This is a genomic window from Caloramator quimbayensis (genome assembly GCF_900167605.1).
Classification (GTDB): domain Bacteria; phylum Bacillota; class Clostridia; order Clostridiales; family Caloramatoraceae; genus Caloramator_B; species Caloramator_B quimbayensis.
Genome location: NZ_FUYH01000005.1, coordinates 97443 through 112814 on the forward strand (window position 1 = coordinate 97443; position 15372 = coordinate 112814).

General features: G+C 31.9%; 14 protein-coding genes and 1 other annotated feature. Of the genes, 12 read left to right on the forward strand and 2 right to left on the reverse strand.

Translation table 11 applies throughout. From position 1 onward, the window contains the following. Positions 1-9: 9 nt before the first annotated feature. The 5 genes from B5D15_RS04485 to B5D15_RS04505 all read left to right on the forward strand — a co-directional run bounded on the left by B5D15_RS04485 (position 10) and on the right by B5D15_RS04505 (position 6231). Positions 10-702, forward strand: a complete 693-nt coding sequence (locus B5D15_RS04485; RefSeq protein WP_078695920.1) for a response regulator — start codon at positions 10-12, stop codon at positions 700-702. Between the two features lie 10 nt (positions 703-712). Then, entirely contained in the window at positions 713-2455 is a 1743-nt protein-coding gene (gene pnpS, locus B5D15_RS04490; protein ID WP_078695921.1) for a two-component system histidine kinase PnpS, read from the forward strand. Positions 2456-2571: 116 nt separating this feature from the next. Further along, positions 2572-3900: a DUF512 domain-containing protein gene (locus tag B5D15_RS04495; RefSeq protein WP_078695922.1), complete on the forward strand. Its 1329-nt coding sequence runs from the start codon at positions 2572-2574 to the stop codon at positions 3898-3900. Further along, on the forward strand, positions 3885-5204 hold the full coding sequence (gene der, locus B5D15_RS04500) for a ribosome biogenesis GTPase Der (RefSeq protein ID WP_078695923.1): 1320 nt from the start codon (positions 3885-3887) through the stop codon (positions 5202-5204). Before B5D15_RS04495 ends, der begins: the two co-directional genes overlap by 16 nt. Positions 5205-5214: 10 nt before the next feature. Then, positions 5215-6231, forward strand: coding sequence for an NAD(P)H-dependent glycerol-3-phosphate dehydrogenase (locus B5D15_RS04505; protein WP_078695924.1), 1017 nt, complete (start codon positions 5215-5217; stop codon positions 6229-6231). A 33-nt stretch (positions 6232-6264) separates the two neighbouring features. On the opposite strand, the gene B5D15_RS04510 is transcribed toward B5D15_RS04505, so the two are convergent. Then, the gene (locus B5D15_RS04510) at positions 6265-7191 is read right to left on the reverse strand and encodes a patatin-like phospholipase family protein (RefSeq protein ID WP_078695995.1); all 927 of its coding nucleotides are present in this window, start codon (positions 7189-7191) and stop codon (positions 6265-6267) included. Positions 7192-7347: 156 nt separating this feature from the next. On the opposite strand from B5D15_RS04510, the gene spoIVA reads away from it, so the two are divergent. Beyond that, complete coding sequence (gene spoIVA / locus B5D15_RS04515) at positions 7348-8829, forward strand: stage IV sporulation protein A (protein WP_078695925.1); 1482 nt, start codon at positions 7348-7350, stop codon at positions 8827-8829. A 49-nt stretch (positions 8830-8878) separates the two neighbouring features. On the opposite strand, the gene B5D15_RS15380 is transcribed toward spoIVA, so the two are convergent. Then, positions 8879-9079, reverse strand: coding sequence for a hypothetical protein (locus B5D15_RS15380; RefSeq protein ID WP_179122192.1), 201 nt, complete (start codon positions 9077-9079; stop codon positions 8879-8881). A 397-nt stretch (positions 9080-9476) separates the two neighbouring features. Here B5D15_RS15380 and B5D15_RS04525 point away from each other — a divergent pair, with 397 nt between their 5' ends. From B5D15_RS04525 to ileS, 6 genes are all read left to right on the forward strand, one after another. Further along, entirely contained in the window at positions 9477-10163 is a 687-nt protein-coding gene (locus B5D15_RS04525; RefSeq protein WP_078695927.1) for a YggS family pyridoxal phosphate-dependent enzyme, read from the forward strand. A gap of 11 nt (positions 10164-10174) precedes the next feature. Then, positions 10175-10630 carry a cell division protein SepF gene (locus B5D15_RS04530; RefSeq protein ID WP_078695928.1) on the forward strand — a complete coding sequence of 152 codons (456 nt, stop codon included), beginning with the start codon at positions 10175-10177 and terminating at the stop codon, positions 10628-10630. A gap of 11 nt (positions 10631-10641) precedes the next feature. Then, positions 10642-10908 carry a YggT family protein gene (locus B5D15_RS04535; RefSeq protein WP_179122193.1) on the forward strand — a complete coding sequence of 89 codons (267 nt, stop codon included), beginning with the start codon at positions 10642-10644 and terminating at the stop codon, positions 10906-10908. 38 nt (positions 10909-10946) lie between these two features. Then, the gene (locus B5D15_RS04540) at positions 10947-11714 is read left to right on the forward strand and encodes a YlmH family RNA-binding protein (protein WP_078695930.1); all 768 of its coding nucleotides are present in this window, start codon (positions 10947-10949) and stop codon (positions 11712-11714) included. A gap of 12 nt (positions 11715-11726) precedes the next feature. Beyond that, complete coding sequence (locus B5D15_RS04545; RefSeq protein ID WP_078695931.1) at positions 11727-12167, forward strand: DivIVA domain-containing protein; 441 nt, start codon at positions 11727-11729, stop codon at positions 12165-12167. A gap of 69 nt (positions 12168-12236) precedes the next feature. Next, positions 12237-12441 (forward strand) — a binding site (T-box leader). Between the two features lie 64 nt (positions 12442-12505). After that, positions 12506-15292, forward strand: a complete 2787-nt coding sequence (ileS, locus tag B5D15_RS04550) for an isoleucine--tRNA ligase (protein ID WP_078695932.1) — start codon at positions 12506-12508, stop codon at positions 15290-15292. Positions 15293-15372: the final 80 nt, after the last annotated feature.

Consider the following 15372-nt stretch of genomic DNA (forward strand, 5'->3'; position numbering starts at 1 on the left):
AGGTATAGTATGCCTAATGAAAAAGTATTAATAATCGATGATGAGTCAAACATAGTGGAGCTAATAAAATATAATCTTGAAATGAATTGTTATAAGGTTCTTTATGCCTATGATGGAAATGAAGGACTTAATATTGCAAGAGAGGAAAAACCCGATTTAATACTTCTTGATATAATGCTTCCTAAAATGGATGGATTTGATGTATGTAAAGAAATAAAAAAGGATAAAGATATAGAACATATACCAATTATTATGCTTACTGCAAAGGGAGAAGAGTTTGATAAAATTCTTGGACTTGAACTCGGGGCCGATGATTATATAACAAAGCCCTTTTCAATAAGAGAACTTCTTGCAAGGATAAAAGCGGTAATGAGAAGAAATAAAAAAGAAGAGAGCTCACAGGTTATAAAACTTGACAATCTTATTATTGATTTTGATAAACATGAAGTACTAAAATCAGGTAAAAAAGTAGATTTAACATTAAAGGAGTTTGAATTATTAAGACTTTTAATATTGAATAAAGGAAAAGTTTTAACGAGAGATTTTTTACTTGATAAAATATGGGGATATGAATATTATGGCGAGACGAGAACAGTTGATGTGCATGTAAGACATCTAAGACAAAAAATAGAGGATGATGACAAAAATCCAAGATACATTGAAACTATAAGAGGAATCGGATATAAATTTAAAGAACAGTGATGGTAGGTATATGAGAAAAAAATTATATTTATTTATGTTTTTAATACTTTTATTTGGCGTTACCTTTACAGGATATATGTCATACAGTTTTACAAAGAATATTATACTTGATAATGTTAAAGACAGCTTAAAGTCCGATGCACGTCTTATTAAGGATTATTTTATTGATTTAAGTGAAAATAAAAACTATGATAGTACTGCTAAAGAGTTAAAAAGCAGTATTGGTAAAAGAGTTACTATAATAAGGCAGGATGGAAAGGTTATTGGGGAGTCAGATGTTTCAAGTGAAAAACTTGAAAATCATTTGAACAGGCCTGAAGTGAAAGCTGCACTTTATAATGAAGAAGGAATGTCAATTAGATACAGCAGCACTGAAAAGATATATATGTACTATTATGCATTAAAATATACTGCAAATAATCAATCCTATATAATTAGACTTGCAATGCCTCTATATAATATCGACTACGTACAAAAACATATTATTAAATTGATTATATTTACTGTGATTTTTGGATTGCTGTTCTGCTCTCTATTAGGATTTATTTATATTAATAGATTTACAAGGCCTATAATACAAATGACTAAAATAGCAACAGGAATTGCGCTTGGACAGTATGAAAAAAGAATTAATCTTTCTTCAAAGGATGAAATAGGAGAGCTTGGACATGCTTTTAACTTAATGGCTGACAGACTTCAGGAAACAATAAATGATTTATCTGACAAAAAGAATAAACTTGAATCTATATTAACCAGTATGGAGGATGGAGTTATTGTTGTTGATAATAATGAAAAAATACTTCTAATGAATCCTGCTGCAAAAAAATTTTTTTCTATAAGCGAAGAAGTGGAAGGAAAACATTTTATTGAGGTTATAAGAAATACGGAAATAGAAAATATTATAAATTATGATGTTGATACTGAAAATGAAGTCGTTATAAATAATCCTAATCCTATGTACTTTAGAGTAAAGACAGTTAAAGTAATTAATTATGAAAAGAATAAGGAAAATATAGGACTTTGCCTTGTTATACAGAACATAACAAAGATAAGAGCATTAGAGAAGATGAGATCAGATTTTGTGGCAAACGTTTCTCATGAACTGAGAACCCCTTTAACATCAATAAAGGGATTTGCTGAGACTTTAAAATTTGTTGAAGATAAAAACACAAGAGATAAATTTTTGGATATAATTTATGTTGAATCAGAAAGACTCACACGCCTTATAAATGATATATTAACACTATCAGAGCTTGAAAACAAAGATTACAGTGCTAATTTTGAAAAAATAAATATTAATGAATCCCTTGAAGAAATTTATAGTATAATGGAACCTGCAGCAAGGAATAAGGGTATAAAACTCATATATGAAAAATATGATAAAAGTCTATATATATATGGGGACAGAGATAAGTTTAAACAAATGTTTATAAACCTTATAGATAATGCTATAAAATATACTCCTAAGGATGGAAAAGTTGAAATAATCATTTCTCTTGATAATCATATGTCGAGAATAGATATAAAAGATAATGGCATAGGAATATCAAAAGAGCATATCTCAAGGCTTTTTGAAAGATTTTACAGAGTTGACAAGGCACGTTCAAGAAGCGTTGGAGGGACAGGACTTGGACTTGCAATAGTAAAACATATTTTAACAATTTTTAATGGAAGTATAGATGTTAAAAGCGAGAGTGGTAAAGGAACTACTTTTAGCGTTTATTTACCTTGTATAGATGTTAAAGAAGTATAATTTGGGATTGTCTTAAAACAAAAGGCAGTCCTTTTTTATAGAACTTTTTATGAAGCTTGCTATTTATGCAATAAAATGATATTATTCAATATGAAATTTGTTATGGAGTTGAAAAGATGATAAGCAATATAGTAGTTAGTAAAGTAAGAAAAAAAAGTATTGGAGAAAAGATAGGAATAGAAAAGGGAGACATGCTCCTTAATATAAATGATAATGAAATTGGAGATATTATAGAATATAAGTTTTTAATATGTGATGAAAATATCAATATTACTTTTGCAAAGCCAACAGGAGAAATAGTAAGCGCTAAAGTTAAAAAAGATTTTTATGATGATATGGGTATTGAAATCCATGACTTATCTATGGACACTCCCAAAAGGTGTCATAACAAATGTATATTCTGTTTTATAGACCAGCTCCCGCAAGGAATGAGGGAGAGCCTTTATGTTAAAGATGATGACTCAAGGCTTTCATTTCTTCAGGGTAATTTTGTTACATTGACAAATTTAAGCGATGAGGATTTAAAAAGGATAATAAAGTATAGAATAAGTCCTATTAATGTTTCTGTCCATACTACAAATCCAGAACTAAGGATTAAAATGTTAAACAATAAAAGAGCCGGCAATATAATTAATCAGCTTAAAATGCTTACAGATGGAGGAATATCGATTAACTGCCAGATTGTTTTGTGCCCTGACATAAACGACAAAGAGGAGCTGAAAAAAACGATTAATGATCTTTTTAGTTTCTATCCTGCTATATCAAATGTAGCAGTTGTTCCTGTTGGAATTACAAAACACAGAAAAAATGAAGATGGTTTAAAAAGTTACGATAAAAAGTCGGCAGCAGAAGTTATTGATTTAGTAGAAAAAATTCAAGAAAAATTTATGAAGGAAATAGATCAGCCCTTTGTAAGGCTTGCTGATGAATTTTATCTTTTAGCAGAGAGAAACTTTCCTGATTATGAGCATTATGAAGATTTTGCTCAGCTTGAAGATGGAATAGGAATGGCAAGATATTTTGAACATTCAGTGAAAACATCTCTTGAATTTACTGATGTTGATGGAAATGGTCTTGCCTTTGCTGCAATAACAGGTACAATGATTTACAGCTTTTTAAAGGATATAATGAAATTAATTGAAGAAAAACTTAATATAAAAATAAACGTTTATCCAATTGTTAATGATTTTTTTGGAGATAAAATAAATGTAGCAGGGCTTTTAACTGGAAAAGATATAATTGCGCAGCTTAAAGGTGTTTTAAAGGAAAAAATATTATTGATATCTAAAAATATGCTTAAAGCTGATGAATATGTTTTTCTTGATGATATAACTATAAAAGATATTGAAAGGGAGCTTGATGTTAAAGTTATGCTATGTGATTATACAGGTGAGGATTTAGTTGAAAAAATTGAAGAAGAGGTGATAAAATGGCAAAACCAATAGTTGCAATTGTTGGAAGACCAAACGTAGGAAAATCAACACTATTTAACAGGCTTGCGGGCAAGAGAATAGCAATAATTGAAGATACTCCCGGAGTTACAAGGGATAGAATATATTGTGAGAGCGAATGGCTTGGACATAAATTTACCCTTATAGATACAGGAGGAATTGAGCCTGAAAGTGAAGATATTATTCTTCAGCAGATGAGAAAACAGGCAGAAATAGCGATTGAAACATCGGATGTAATACTTTTTATGGTTGATGGAAAAGAAGGACTAACTCCAGCGGATACTGAAGTTGCAGAAATGCTTCGAAAAACGAGAAAACCAGTGGTGCTTGTTGTAAATAAGGTTGATAATTTAAATCTTGAAGCAAATGCCTTTGAATTTTATAATTTAGGTATAGGGGATCCTGTCACAATTTCTGCTTCTTCAGGTCTTGGGCTTGGAGATATGCTTGATGAAATTATAAAACATTTTAAAGATGAGGAAGATGATGACTCACAGGATGCAGAAATAAAAGTTGCAATAATAGGAAAGCCAAACGCTGGTAAGTCTTCACTTTTAAATAGACTATCAGGAGAGGAACGATCAATAGTAAGCGATATCCCAGGTACTACAAGGGATGCAATCGACAGCTATGTTATAATAGGTGAAGATAAATTTTTATTTATAGATACGGCTGGAATCAGGCGAAAAAGCAAGGTTAAAGAAGATGTTGAAAGATACAGCGTTTTAAGAGCAATTGCAGCAGTCGAAAGAGCAGATGTATGCCTTGTTATGATAGATGGAACTGAAGGTATAACTGAACAGGATGAGAAAATAGCAGGGCTTGCGCATGAGGCAGGAAAGGGAGTTATAATTGTTGTTAATAAATGGGATGCTGTAGAAAAAGACGATAAAACTATGAATGAATTTTCAAAGACTATAAGAAACAAGCTGTCCTTTATTTCTTATGCACCTATTGCGTTTATTTCAGCAAAGACAGGACAAAAAATACCTAAAATGATTGAACTTATTAAACATGTTGCGAGTCAGCATGCATTAAGAATTAAAACAGGAGTATTAAATGAGGTTATAAGCGAAGCTGTTATGATGAAACAGCCTCCAATTGAAAAGGGTAAGGCACTTAAAATATATTATGCAACTCAAGTTTCTACAAAACCGCCTACGTTTGTATTTTTTGTAAATGATTCTGAAATAGTTCATTTTTCTTATGAAAGGTATCTTGAGAATCAGTTAAGACAGCATTTTGGACTTGATGGGACACCTGTAAGGCTTATATTCAGGCCTAAAAAAGAAGATTAGAGGTGGGTATATGAAAATTTCTGTTTTAGGAGCAGGGAGCTGGGGAAGTGCAATTGCTGTATTGCTTTCAAAAAAAGGATATGATGTTTCCATATGGGATAGAAATCAGCAGCTTCTTAATGAGATAAATCATTCGAGAGAGAATATACGTTATCTTCCAGGAGTTTTAATACCAGCAGGTATAAGTACAACTGAAAGCCTTTTAGAATGTATAAATGAATCTGAAATTATTGTTATGGCTGTTCCTTCCCATGGAATTAGAGAAGTATGCACCAAATTAAAGGGAATGGTTAAAAATAAGCAGATTTTTGTAAGCCTCGCAAAGGGTATAGAAAATAGCAGCTTAAAAAGGATGTCCGAAGTGATTGAGGAATATTTCCCAGAAAATAGAATAGGAGTTTTATCTGGACCAAGTCATGCTGAAGAGGTGTCGAGAGATATTCCAACTACTGTTGTTTCATCTTCTACTGATAAAAAGACTGCAGAATATATACAGGATATATTTATAACTCCTAAATTCAGGGTATATACAAATCCAGATATCATTGGGGTTGAAGTCGGAGGAGCTGTGAAAAATATAATTGCTCTTGCAGCAGGAATATCAGATGGATTAGGTTATGGGGATAATACTAAGGCAGCTTTAATGACAAGAGGAATAGCAGAAATTGCACGCCTTGGAGTTGCTCTCGGAGCACAGCCTTTGACATTTGCAGGGCTTTCAGGTATAGGAGATTTAATTGTTACCTGTACAAGTATGCATTCGAGAAACAGACGGGCAGGTATTTTAATAGGTCAGGGTAAAACAGTTGAAGAGGCAATAAAAGAGGTAAAGATGGTAGTTGAAGGCATAAACACTACAAAATCTACATATGAATTATCAAATAAAGTTGGAGTTGAGATGCCAATAACTAAGGAACTTTATAATGTTTTGTTTGAAAACAAAAATCCCAAATATGCTGTTTCCGAGCTTATGCTTAGGGATAAAAAGCATGAGATTGAAGAAGTTGCACAGATGATATGGAAATAACAAAAAATCAGCTATATGCTGATTTTTTGTATTTTATGAACGATAATCAGATATATATTTTTCAAAATTCCAGTTATCCAAGAATTTTTTAGCTGCATTATATCCTGAATCAAAGAGAGATTTTTTCTTTTTTTCGGTTAGATCGAATTCAATTGTTTTTATACCGAGGGTTGGTATTGGAATAGTTCTGACCCAATCCTTCTCTTTCACATATATTTCTTCGTTTTTCGAAAAAAGAGTATTTACTATATCTATGGAATAGGAGAAAAAATCGTTTTTACCCATGCTGCTATTAGAAACATCAGGTTCAACAAGCTTGAAACCAAAGGTTGGCCAGCGTGGCTTTTTAGGTACATCAAAAATCCATATCGGGTAGTTGCTTAAAATTCCTCCATCTATTATAAAACAAGTAGTATTGTTGTATTTTAATTTTACCGGCTTAAATAGAAATGGGATTCCTATGCTCATTCTAACTGCCTTTGCTATTTCAAATTCTAAAGGATTAATATTATATTTTTCTAAGTCGTCAGGAAGGATTAAAAGTTCTCTCCTTGTAATATCAGCAGCAATAATTTTTAATTTTGATTTCCCGTTTAAAGATACATCTTTAAATGTGTTGATTCCTTTCTTTTTTAAAGATTCTCGAATCCAATTTTCTATTTCATCTCCAGAAATCAATCCTTTTTGCGAAAAAAAATCAAAGGGTCTTATTATTGAAGATAATACTGATATATCCTTTACATTTAAAAATTTTTTGTAATCGAAACCAAAGATTATGCTTTTAATATCATTTGCTGAATAACCGGCGCATAATAAAGATGCAATTACAGCACCTGCTGATGTTCCAGCAAGTTTGTTCCATGTATACCCTTTCTCCTCAAGATAACATATCGCGCCTACAAGACCTATCCCCTTAACTCCTCCGCCTTCAAAAACACAATCAGCAGATAACAATAATATCACCTCTTATATTAAAATATGGATGATATAAAATCGCTGTGATTAAAAATATAAAATATATTTGAATTTAATATAAACTTACATGTAAATTTTTTGTTCTAAATAAATTGGACAGACAATATATATTTAGAAGATAAATATATAGGAGGTAGAGCTGTGGAGGAGTTTGATATATACCGAGATATAGCTGAAAGAACTCAGGGAGACATATACGTAGGAGTAGTTGGACCAGTTAGGACAGGAAAATCTACATTTATTAGAAGATTCATGGAATTGCTTGTAATACCAAATATAAACAACGCATATAAAAAGGAGAGGGCAAAGGATACGCTTCCTCAAAGCGGTTCAGGTAAGACTATAACTACAGTTGAGCCTAAGTTTATACCAAATGAAGAAGCAGTTGAGATAGAATTAAATGATAATGCAAAAATGAGGGTTAGAATGGTAGACTGCGTAGGTTATATGGTAAATGGAGCAACAGGACATATTGAAAATGAGCAGCCAAGAATGGTAAAAACTCCTTGGTTTGAGGAGGAGATACCCTTTATACAGGCTGCAGAAATAGGAACCAAAAAGGTTATAACAGAACATTCAACTATTGGTTTAGTAGTTACGACAGATGGATCAATTACTGATATACCGAGGGAAAATTATATTGAGCCTGAGGAAAAGGTAATAAATGAACTTAAACAGTTAAATAAACCTTTTATAATTCTATTAAATTCAGTACATCCTTACAGCCCAGAAACTATTGGACTTAGAAAAAACATGGAGGAAAAATACGGCATTCCTGTTTATATAGTAGATGCACTTAATATGAAGATAGAAGATATTCATAATATACTTGAAAGGGTATTATATGAATTCCCAATAAGAGAGATAGGTATAAAACTTCCACAGTGGGTTGAATGTCTTGAAAATGAGCACTGGCTGAAAAAGAATTTTATTGTTGCCATTAGAAATTCAGTAAATATCCTTGAAAAGCTAAGGGATATTAAACCTGCTGTTAATGGATATAGGCAGTATGAGTTTGTTGGGGATGTAAATCTCGATGAGATAAATTTAGGAGATGGAAGAGCAAGCGTAACAATGAAGGTTAAAGACGGACTATTCTTTAGGGTTCTCGGAGAAATTTCCGGTTACAGCATAGAGGGAGAGTATGAGCTTCTCAGCCTGATGAAAGATTTAACTGTTGCTAAAAGAGAATATGACAGAGTTTCAGAAGCATTAAAGGATGTTAGAGAAACAGGATATGGCCTTGTTCCTCCACAAGTAGACGAATTAAGACTTGAGGAGCCTGAAATAATAAAACAGGGAAACAAATTTGGATTAAAACTAAAAGCAAGCGCTCCATCGCTGCATATAATAAAGGCAGATGTTCAAACTGAGGTATCTCCTATTATGGGAACAGATAAACAAGGTGAAGAACTTGTAAAGGCTATGCTTGAAGAATTTGAAAATGAACCTCAAAAGATATGGCAGTCAAATATGTTTGGAAGAACTCTCGAGGAACTTGTAAAAGAAGGACTTCAGAATAAACTATTTAAGATGCCTGAGGATGTTCAGGAAAAACTACAAAAAACTATTCAAAAAATTATAAATGAAGGCAATGGAGGAATGATTTGCATTATCTTGTAAATAGTTAAACAAAATAATAAAGCCCCAGAATTTCTGGGGCTTTTTATAATTAGAATGAGAAATAGTCATTCATTTTTATGCAACCGTGCTTTGTTTCAACAGGTTTCTTTTCTTTGTTGTTAACCTCTTTTACCTCAATTAAATTTTCTTTTACCATTTTAATGTTGCCGATATCCATAATATCCTCCCCTTTCTCATATTTTGGTTTGGTTGCATCTGCGATGTCGGCTCTAGGTAAAAGATTCATCATTCTTGTGGAATACCCGTTTGTGGGATACCCCATTATCGGATACCATTTTAAAACCTCCTAACGATATGAAACACATTTATTATCTGTGTGATTATATAATAACATGCCCTATAAAATAATACAAATTCAATTAATCAGTATAAAATTTCTTAATATTTGATTAATCAGGATTAAATTTAATAATATATTTTTTCCTCAAAAGTCCTGCAAAGTCCTCCTACTTCCTACATACATTGATAGATAAACTAATGCTTCTTATAATGATTAATATTAAAATATAAAAATAAATTGAAGGATATTGAAATTATATGAAGAATATATAAGTATAACGTATATTTAAGTGAAAAGAAGGTATTAAATACAAAATTATGGCAAAAGTATAATTAGAGGTGGTAGGATGAATTTATCTGAAAATATAGAACATGTTAAGGAAAGGATTGAAAGGGCAGCCGAAAAATCTAAAAGAAATCCAAAAGAAATTATGCTTATTGCAGTAAGTAAGACTCAGAGCGCAGAGAAAATAATAAAAGCAAGAGATTTAGGGCTTGAAGTTTTTGGAGAGAATAAGGTTCAAGAAATATTATCAAAGTATGATGAGGTTAAAAATGTTAGATGGCATATGATAGGTCATCTTCAGAGAAACAAAGTAAAATATATTATAGACAAGGTTGAAATGATACATTCTTTGGACAGCATTGAATTAGCACAGGAAATAAATAAGAGAGCAGAAAAGATAGGCAAGATTATGCCTGTTCTTATTCAAATAAATATAGGAAGAGAAGATTCTAAATCAGGAATATATGAAGAAGAGTTAGAAGAATTTATTGAAAAATTGATTGATTTTAAAAATATTTTGATATCCGGTATAATGACAATACCTCCAAAGTCCGATAATGAATTAGAGGCAAGGATGTATTTTAAAAAGATGAGAATAATTTTTGAAAATTTAAAGGACTATAAATACGACAATTTTGATATAAAATATTTGTCAATGGGTATGACAGCAGATTTTGAAATAGCTATTGAAGAGGGAGCTAATATTGTTAGGGTTGGTACAGGAATATTTGGAGAAAGAAAATATTAGGAGGGATAGAAATGTCAGGTAATTTGTTTAAGCCTTTAAATAAGATGATGGGAGCAATTGGACTTACTGATTATGAAGAGGAAGATGTATCAAGTGAAGATACTGATGATGAAATTGAAGAAGTTCCTCAGGTAATTAATTCTAAGAAGAATAAAATAGTAAGCATAAAAAATAATAATATTCTTCCCAGGATAGTTCTGAAAAAACCTGTTGAGTTCCAAGATATAATGGAGATTATTGACGATGTAAAGTCTAAGAGAACAGTTGTAATAAATATGATTGAAGTTGATTCAAAACATGCTCAGAGGATGATAGATTATATTGTTGGTGCATGTTATGCTCTTAACGGTTCATTTGAAGAAATAACAAAATCGATTTATATATTTGCTCCTGAAAATGTGGAGGTATCAAATGAGTTAAAGAGCGAAATCAGCAGAAATAATTTTTTCTCTTTTAATGATAGATAGGAGGAGTAAAATTGCAGTATGCTTTAATTTCAGCAATAAAGGCTTTTATAGATTTATTAGAGATACTTATAATTATCGATGCATTATTATCCTTTATAAATCCTCCTAAAAATAATAATTTAATAAGGATAATTAGAACTATTATAGATCCTATAATAGTGCCTTGTTTTAGATTACAACAGTCTGTTGCCCCAAATCTTCCAATAGATTTCTCACCTATGATAGCTATTTTGTTTCTTGATATAATCAAAAGATTGATTTTAAATATTTTGCTATAATTTATAGATTATATACTAAAGAATATGCAGGTGGATATATGGATATAGAAAAATATTCTTATTATTTTACAGATGATGAGCAGCTTTGTATTGAACTTTTAGATAAAGTAAAAAGAGCAAAAAAAAGTTTCAAATATATACAGACGGATTTTATTTCTCCAGATGCTCAGGAATTTTTAAAAAAAGTCTGTTTTGAGGAAGGATTATTTGTGACTTTTTTTGGAGGATTAGGGGATTTTGAAAGAGCTGTAGGGATAATAGGTACTGAGGAATATGACGGAAGTGCTCCTATAGATGTAATTAAAGTAAGTGGAAACTTTAAATTTGAAAATCTGATTCACAGGGATTTTTTAGGAGCAGTATTGTCGCTTGGAATAAAAAGGGAAAAAGTTGGAGATATAAATTTATATGAGGATGGAGCTGAAGTATATTTACATAAGGAAATTAGTGATTATGTATGTTTTAACTTAACCAAAATAAAAAATACAGGAGTTAAAGCATTAAAAATTAATTATAATGATGCGAGGGAGAGGATACAGCAGTTTAGCGAAAAGAAAATAAATGTAGCATCATTGAGATTAGATTGTATAGTTTCTTCTGCTGCTAATCTTTCAAGAGAAAAAGCTTCATCACTTATTAGAAATGGAAGTGTTAAAATAAACTATTGCTTATGTGACGATTCTTCAAAGAAGCTTAATGAAGGTGATTTGGTTTCAATAAGAGGATATGGAAGATTTTATATAAATAGTTTGTTAGGAATAACAAAGAAGGACAGGATTTCCTTATTAATAAAAAAATATATATAGGAGGTAGAATTTATGAGTATTACACCAAATGAAATAAGCAATAAGGAATTTAAAAAAGCGTTTAGAGGTTATGATATAGATGATGTAGATGAATTTTTAGATCAAATATTAGAGGATTATGAAAAACTTTATAAGGAATGTATGGATCAAAAGGAAAAGATATCGATTCTCAATGAAAAACTCGAGCAATATTCAAATATAGAAACTACTCTTCAAAGCACTCTTCTTTTAGCTCAGGGAGCTGCTGATCAGGCAAAGGAATCTGCCAAAAAGGAATCGGAACTTATTTTAAAAAATGCTCAGGAACAGGCAAATGATATTATAAATAAGGCCCAGCAGAATGTGCTTCAAATAAATAAAGAATATGAAGTATTAAAACAAGAATATAATATGTTTAAATCAAGATTTAAATCCCTGCTCGAAGCACAGCTGAGAGAGCTTGATAAAGAGTAAAAAATTTTATGCTGTAATTCTTTATATATTGACATATTTATTGCTTTGTAGTATATTATTGCATAATATTGAAAAACTATGACAGGGAAGAGTAAACATATTGATGCCTTACAGAGAGCAGGGTAAAGGTGAAAGCCTGCAGGATATAAATATGTTGAAAATCACCCTCGAGTTGCAGGCTGAATTAAGTAAGCCGTGCCGGCATTATTTTTCTGCCGTTATTAAAATCAAGTAAAAAATTGGGTGGTACCGCGACAGACTTCTCGCCCCAGGGGAAGTCTGTTTTTTTATTTGTTTTTAATCTACGATGTAATATATTTAATACAGGAGGGAAAGAAATGGATTATAGTAAAACGCTAAATCTTCCAAAAACTGATTTTGCAATGAGGGCAAATCTTCCTCAAAAGGAGCCTAACATTTTAAAATTCTGGGAGGAAAAAAATATTTATGAAAAGTCATTAAATAAAAACAAAGGAAATGATTCATTTATTTTACATGATGGTCCTCCCTATGCGAATGGAGATATACACCTTGGTCATACTTTAAATAAGGTTTTAAAGGATATAATAAATAAATATAAGGCAATTCGTGGATATTATACTCCTTACGTTCCAGGGTGGGATACCCATGGTCTTCCAATTGAACTTCAGGCTATAAAGAAACTCGGAATAAAAGCCCATGAAGTAGGTCCTTTAAAGTTTAGACAAATCTGTAAAGATTATGCCTTAGATCAGGTTGAAAAGCAGAAGGAGCAGTTTAAGAGGCTTGGAGTAACAGGTGATTGGGAAAATCCGTATCTTACTCTGGAACCTAAGTTTGAAGCTAAACAAATTGAAGTATTTGGGAAAATGGCTGAAAAAGGATACATTTACAAAGGACTAAAGCCAGTATATTGGTGTCCTTCTTGTGAAACAGCTCTTGCTGAGGCAGAAATAGAATATGCTGATGAAACATCATCTTCAATATATGTTAAATTTAATGTTAAGGATGACAAAGGTTTATTTAAAAATCTTAATGTAGATTTAAATAAAGTATATTATGTTATCTGGACTACTACAACATGGACTATACCTGCAAACCTTGCAATATGCCTTGGACCAGATTTTCAATATGTACTTGCAAAGTTTGATGATGAAATATATATAGTAGCTAAAGAACTTTTAGATAACTTAAAGAAAGCTGCAAACCTTGAGGGAGGAGAAATAATTGCATCCTTTAAAGGAAGTGAGCTTGAAGGACAGGTAACAAAACATCCTCTCTATGAAAGAGATTCAGTTGTTATAGTTGGAGATCACGTTACATTAGAATCTGGTACGGGTTGTGTTCATACAGCACCTGGACATGGTGAAGAGGACTTTATAATAGGTCAAAAATACAACCTTGATGTTTTAAATCCTGTTGATGGCAGAGGAAGGTTTACAAAGGAAGCAGGAAAATACGAAGGATTGACCTATAAAGAAGGAAATAAGGTAATATTTGAGGATTTAAAAAATGCAGGGGCGTTGCTTGCAGATGAAAAAATAACTCACTCCTATCCTCACTGCTGGAGATGTAAAAATCCTATATTATTCAGAGCTACTGAGCAGTGGTTTGCTTCTGTTGAAGATTTTAAAGATGAAGCGATTGATGCTATAAAAGAAGTAGAATGGGTTCCAGCTTGGGGTGAGGATAGAATCTCAAGCATGGTTTCTGAAAGAGCGGACTGGTGTATTTCAAGACAGAGAATCTGGGGAGTCCCAATTCCAATATTCTATTGCAAAGATTGTGGAAAGGAGCTCATTACAAAGGAAACAATAAAAAAGGTTGCTGATATATTCAGCGAAAAGGGTTCAGATGCTTGGTATGAACTTTCAGCACAAAAGCTTTTACCAGAGGGTACAAAATGCGAATGCGGATGCAGTGAATTCACTAAAGAAACTGATATTATGGATGTTTGGTTTGATTCAGGTTCAAGCCATGCAGGAGTATTAGATACAAGAGAAGATTTAAGCTGGCCATCGGATATGTACCTTGAAGGGAATGATCAGTACAGAGGATGGTTCCAATCATCCCTTTTAACTGCAGTTGCAACAAGAGGGAAAGCTCCTTACAAGATAGTTATAACCCATGGAATGGTTGTAGACGGAGAAGGCAAGAAGATGTCAAAATCCCTTGGAAATGGAATTGACCCAATGGATGTTATAAACGAATTCGGTGCAGATATTTTAAGACTTTGGGTTTCTTCTGCTGATTATAAAAATGATGTAAGAATTTCTAAGGATATATTAAAGCAGCTCTCAGAAGTTTATAGAAAGATAAGAAACACAGCAAGATATATAATGGGAAATCTTTATGACTTTAATCCTGATACTGATATGGTTAAATATGAAGACATGAATGAACTTGATAAATGGGCACTTTTAAAGCTTCAGCACTTAATTAAAGAGGTTACTGAGGCCTACGACAGATATGAATTCCATATTATGTATCATGCAATCCACAATTTCTGCGTTGTTGATATGAGCAATTTTTATCTTGATATAATTAAAGACAGACTTTATACTTTTAAAGCTGATTCTAAGGAAAGAAGAGCAGCACAATCTGTTATGTATGATATATTAAAATCCCTTGTAAAGATGATATCGCCAATTCTTTCCTTTACTGCTGAGGAAATATGGAGCTTTATGCCTCATGATGCTTCAGATAAATATGATAGCGTACTTCTTTCTGATTGGCCGCAAGTTTCGGAAAAATACGTTGATAAAGAACTTGAAAACAGATGGGATAACATACTGAATATAAGAACCGAGGTTTCAAAGGCTCTTGAAATAGCAAGAGCAAATAAAACAATAGGACATTCACTTAATGCTAAAGTAGATATTTATGCAAAGGGAGAAACTTATAAGTTCCTTAAGGAAGTGGAAAGCTACCTTGAAACTGTTTTTATAGTTTCAAAGGTTGAACTTCACAGTGGACTTGAGAATCTTTCAGAGGGATGCTATGTTTCAGATGTTAATAGTGATCTCGCAGTATTTGTATCTTTAGCGCCAGGTGAGAAATGCGAAAGATGCTGGACTTATAGTGAAACTGTAGGTCAGAATAAGGAGCATCCAACAATCTGTGCAAAATGTGCAGCTAATTTATAATTGCTTTTTAAAATTTCAAAAGAGATTAAACTATTAAATTTATTAGTATTAAAAAGACAGCATAAGCAATGCTGTCTTTT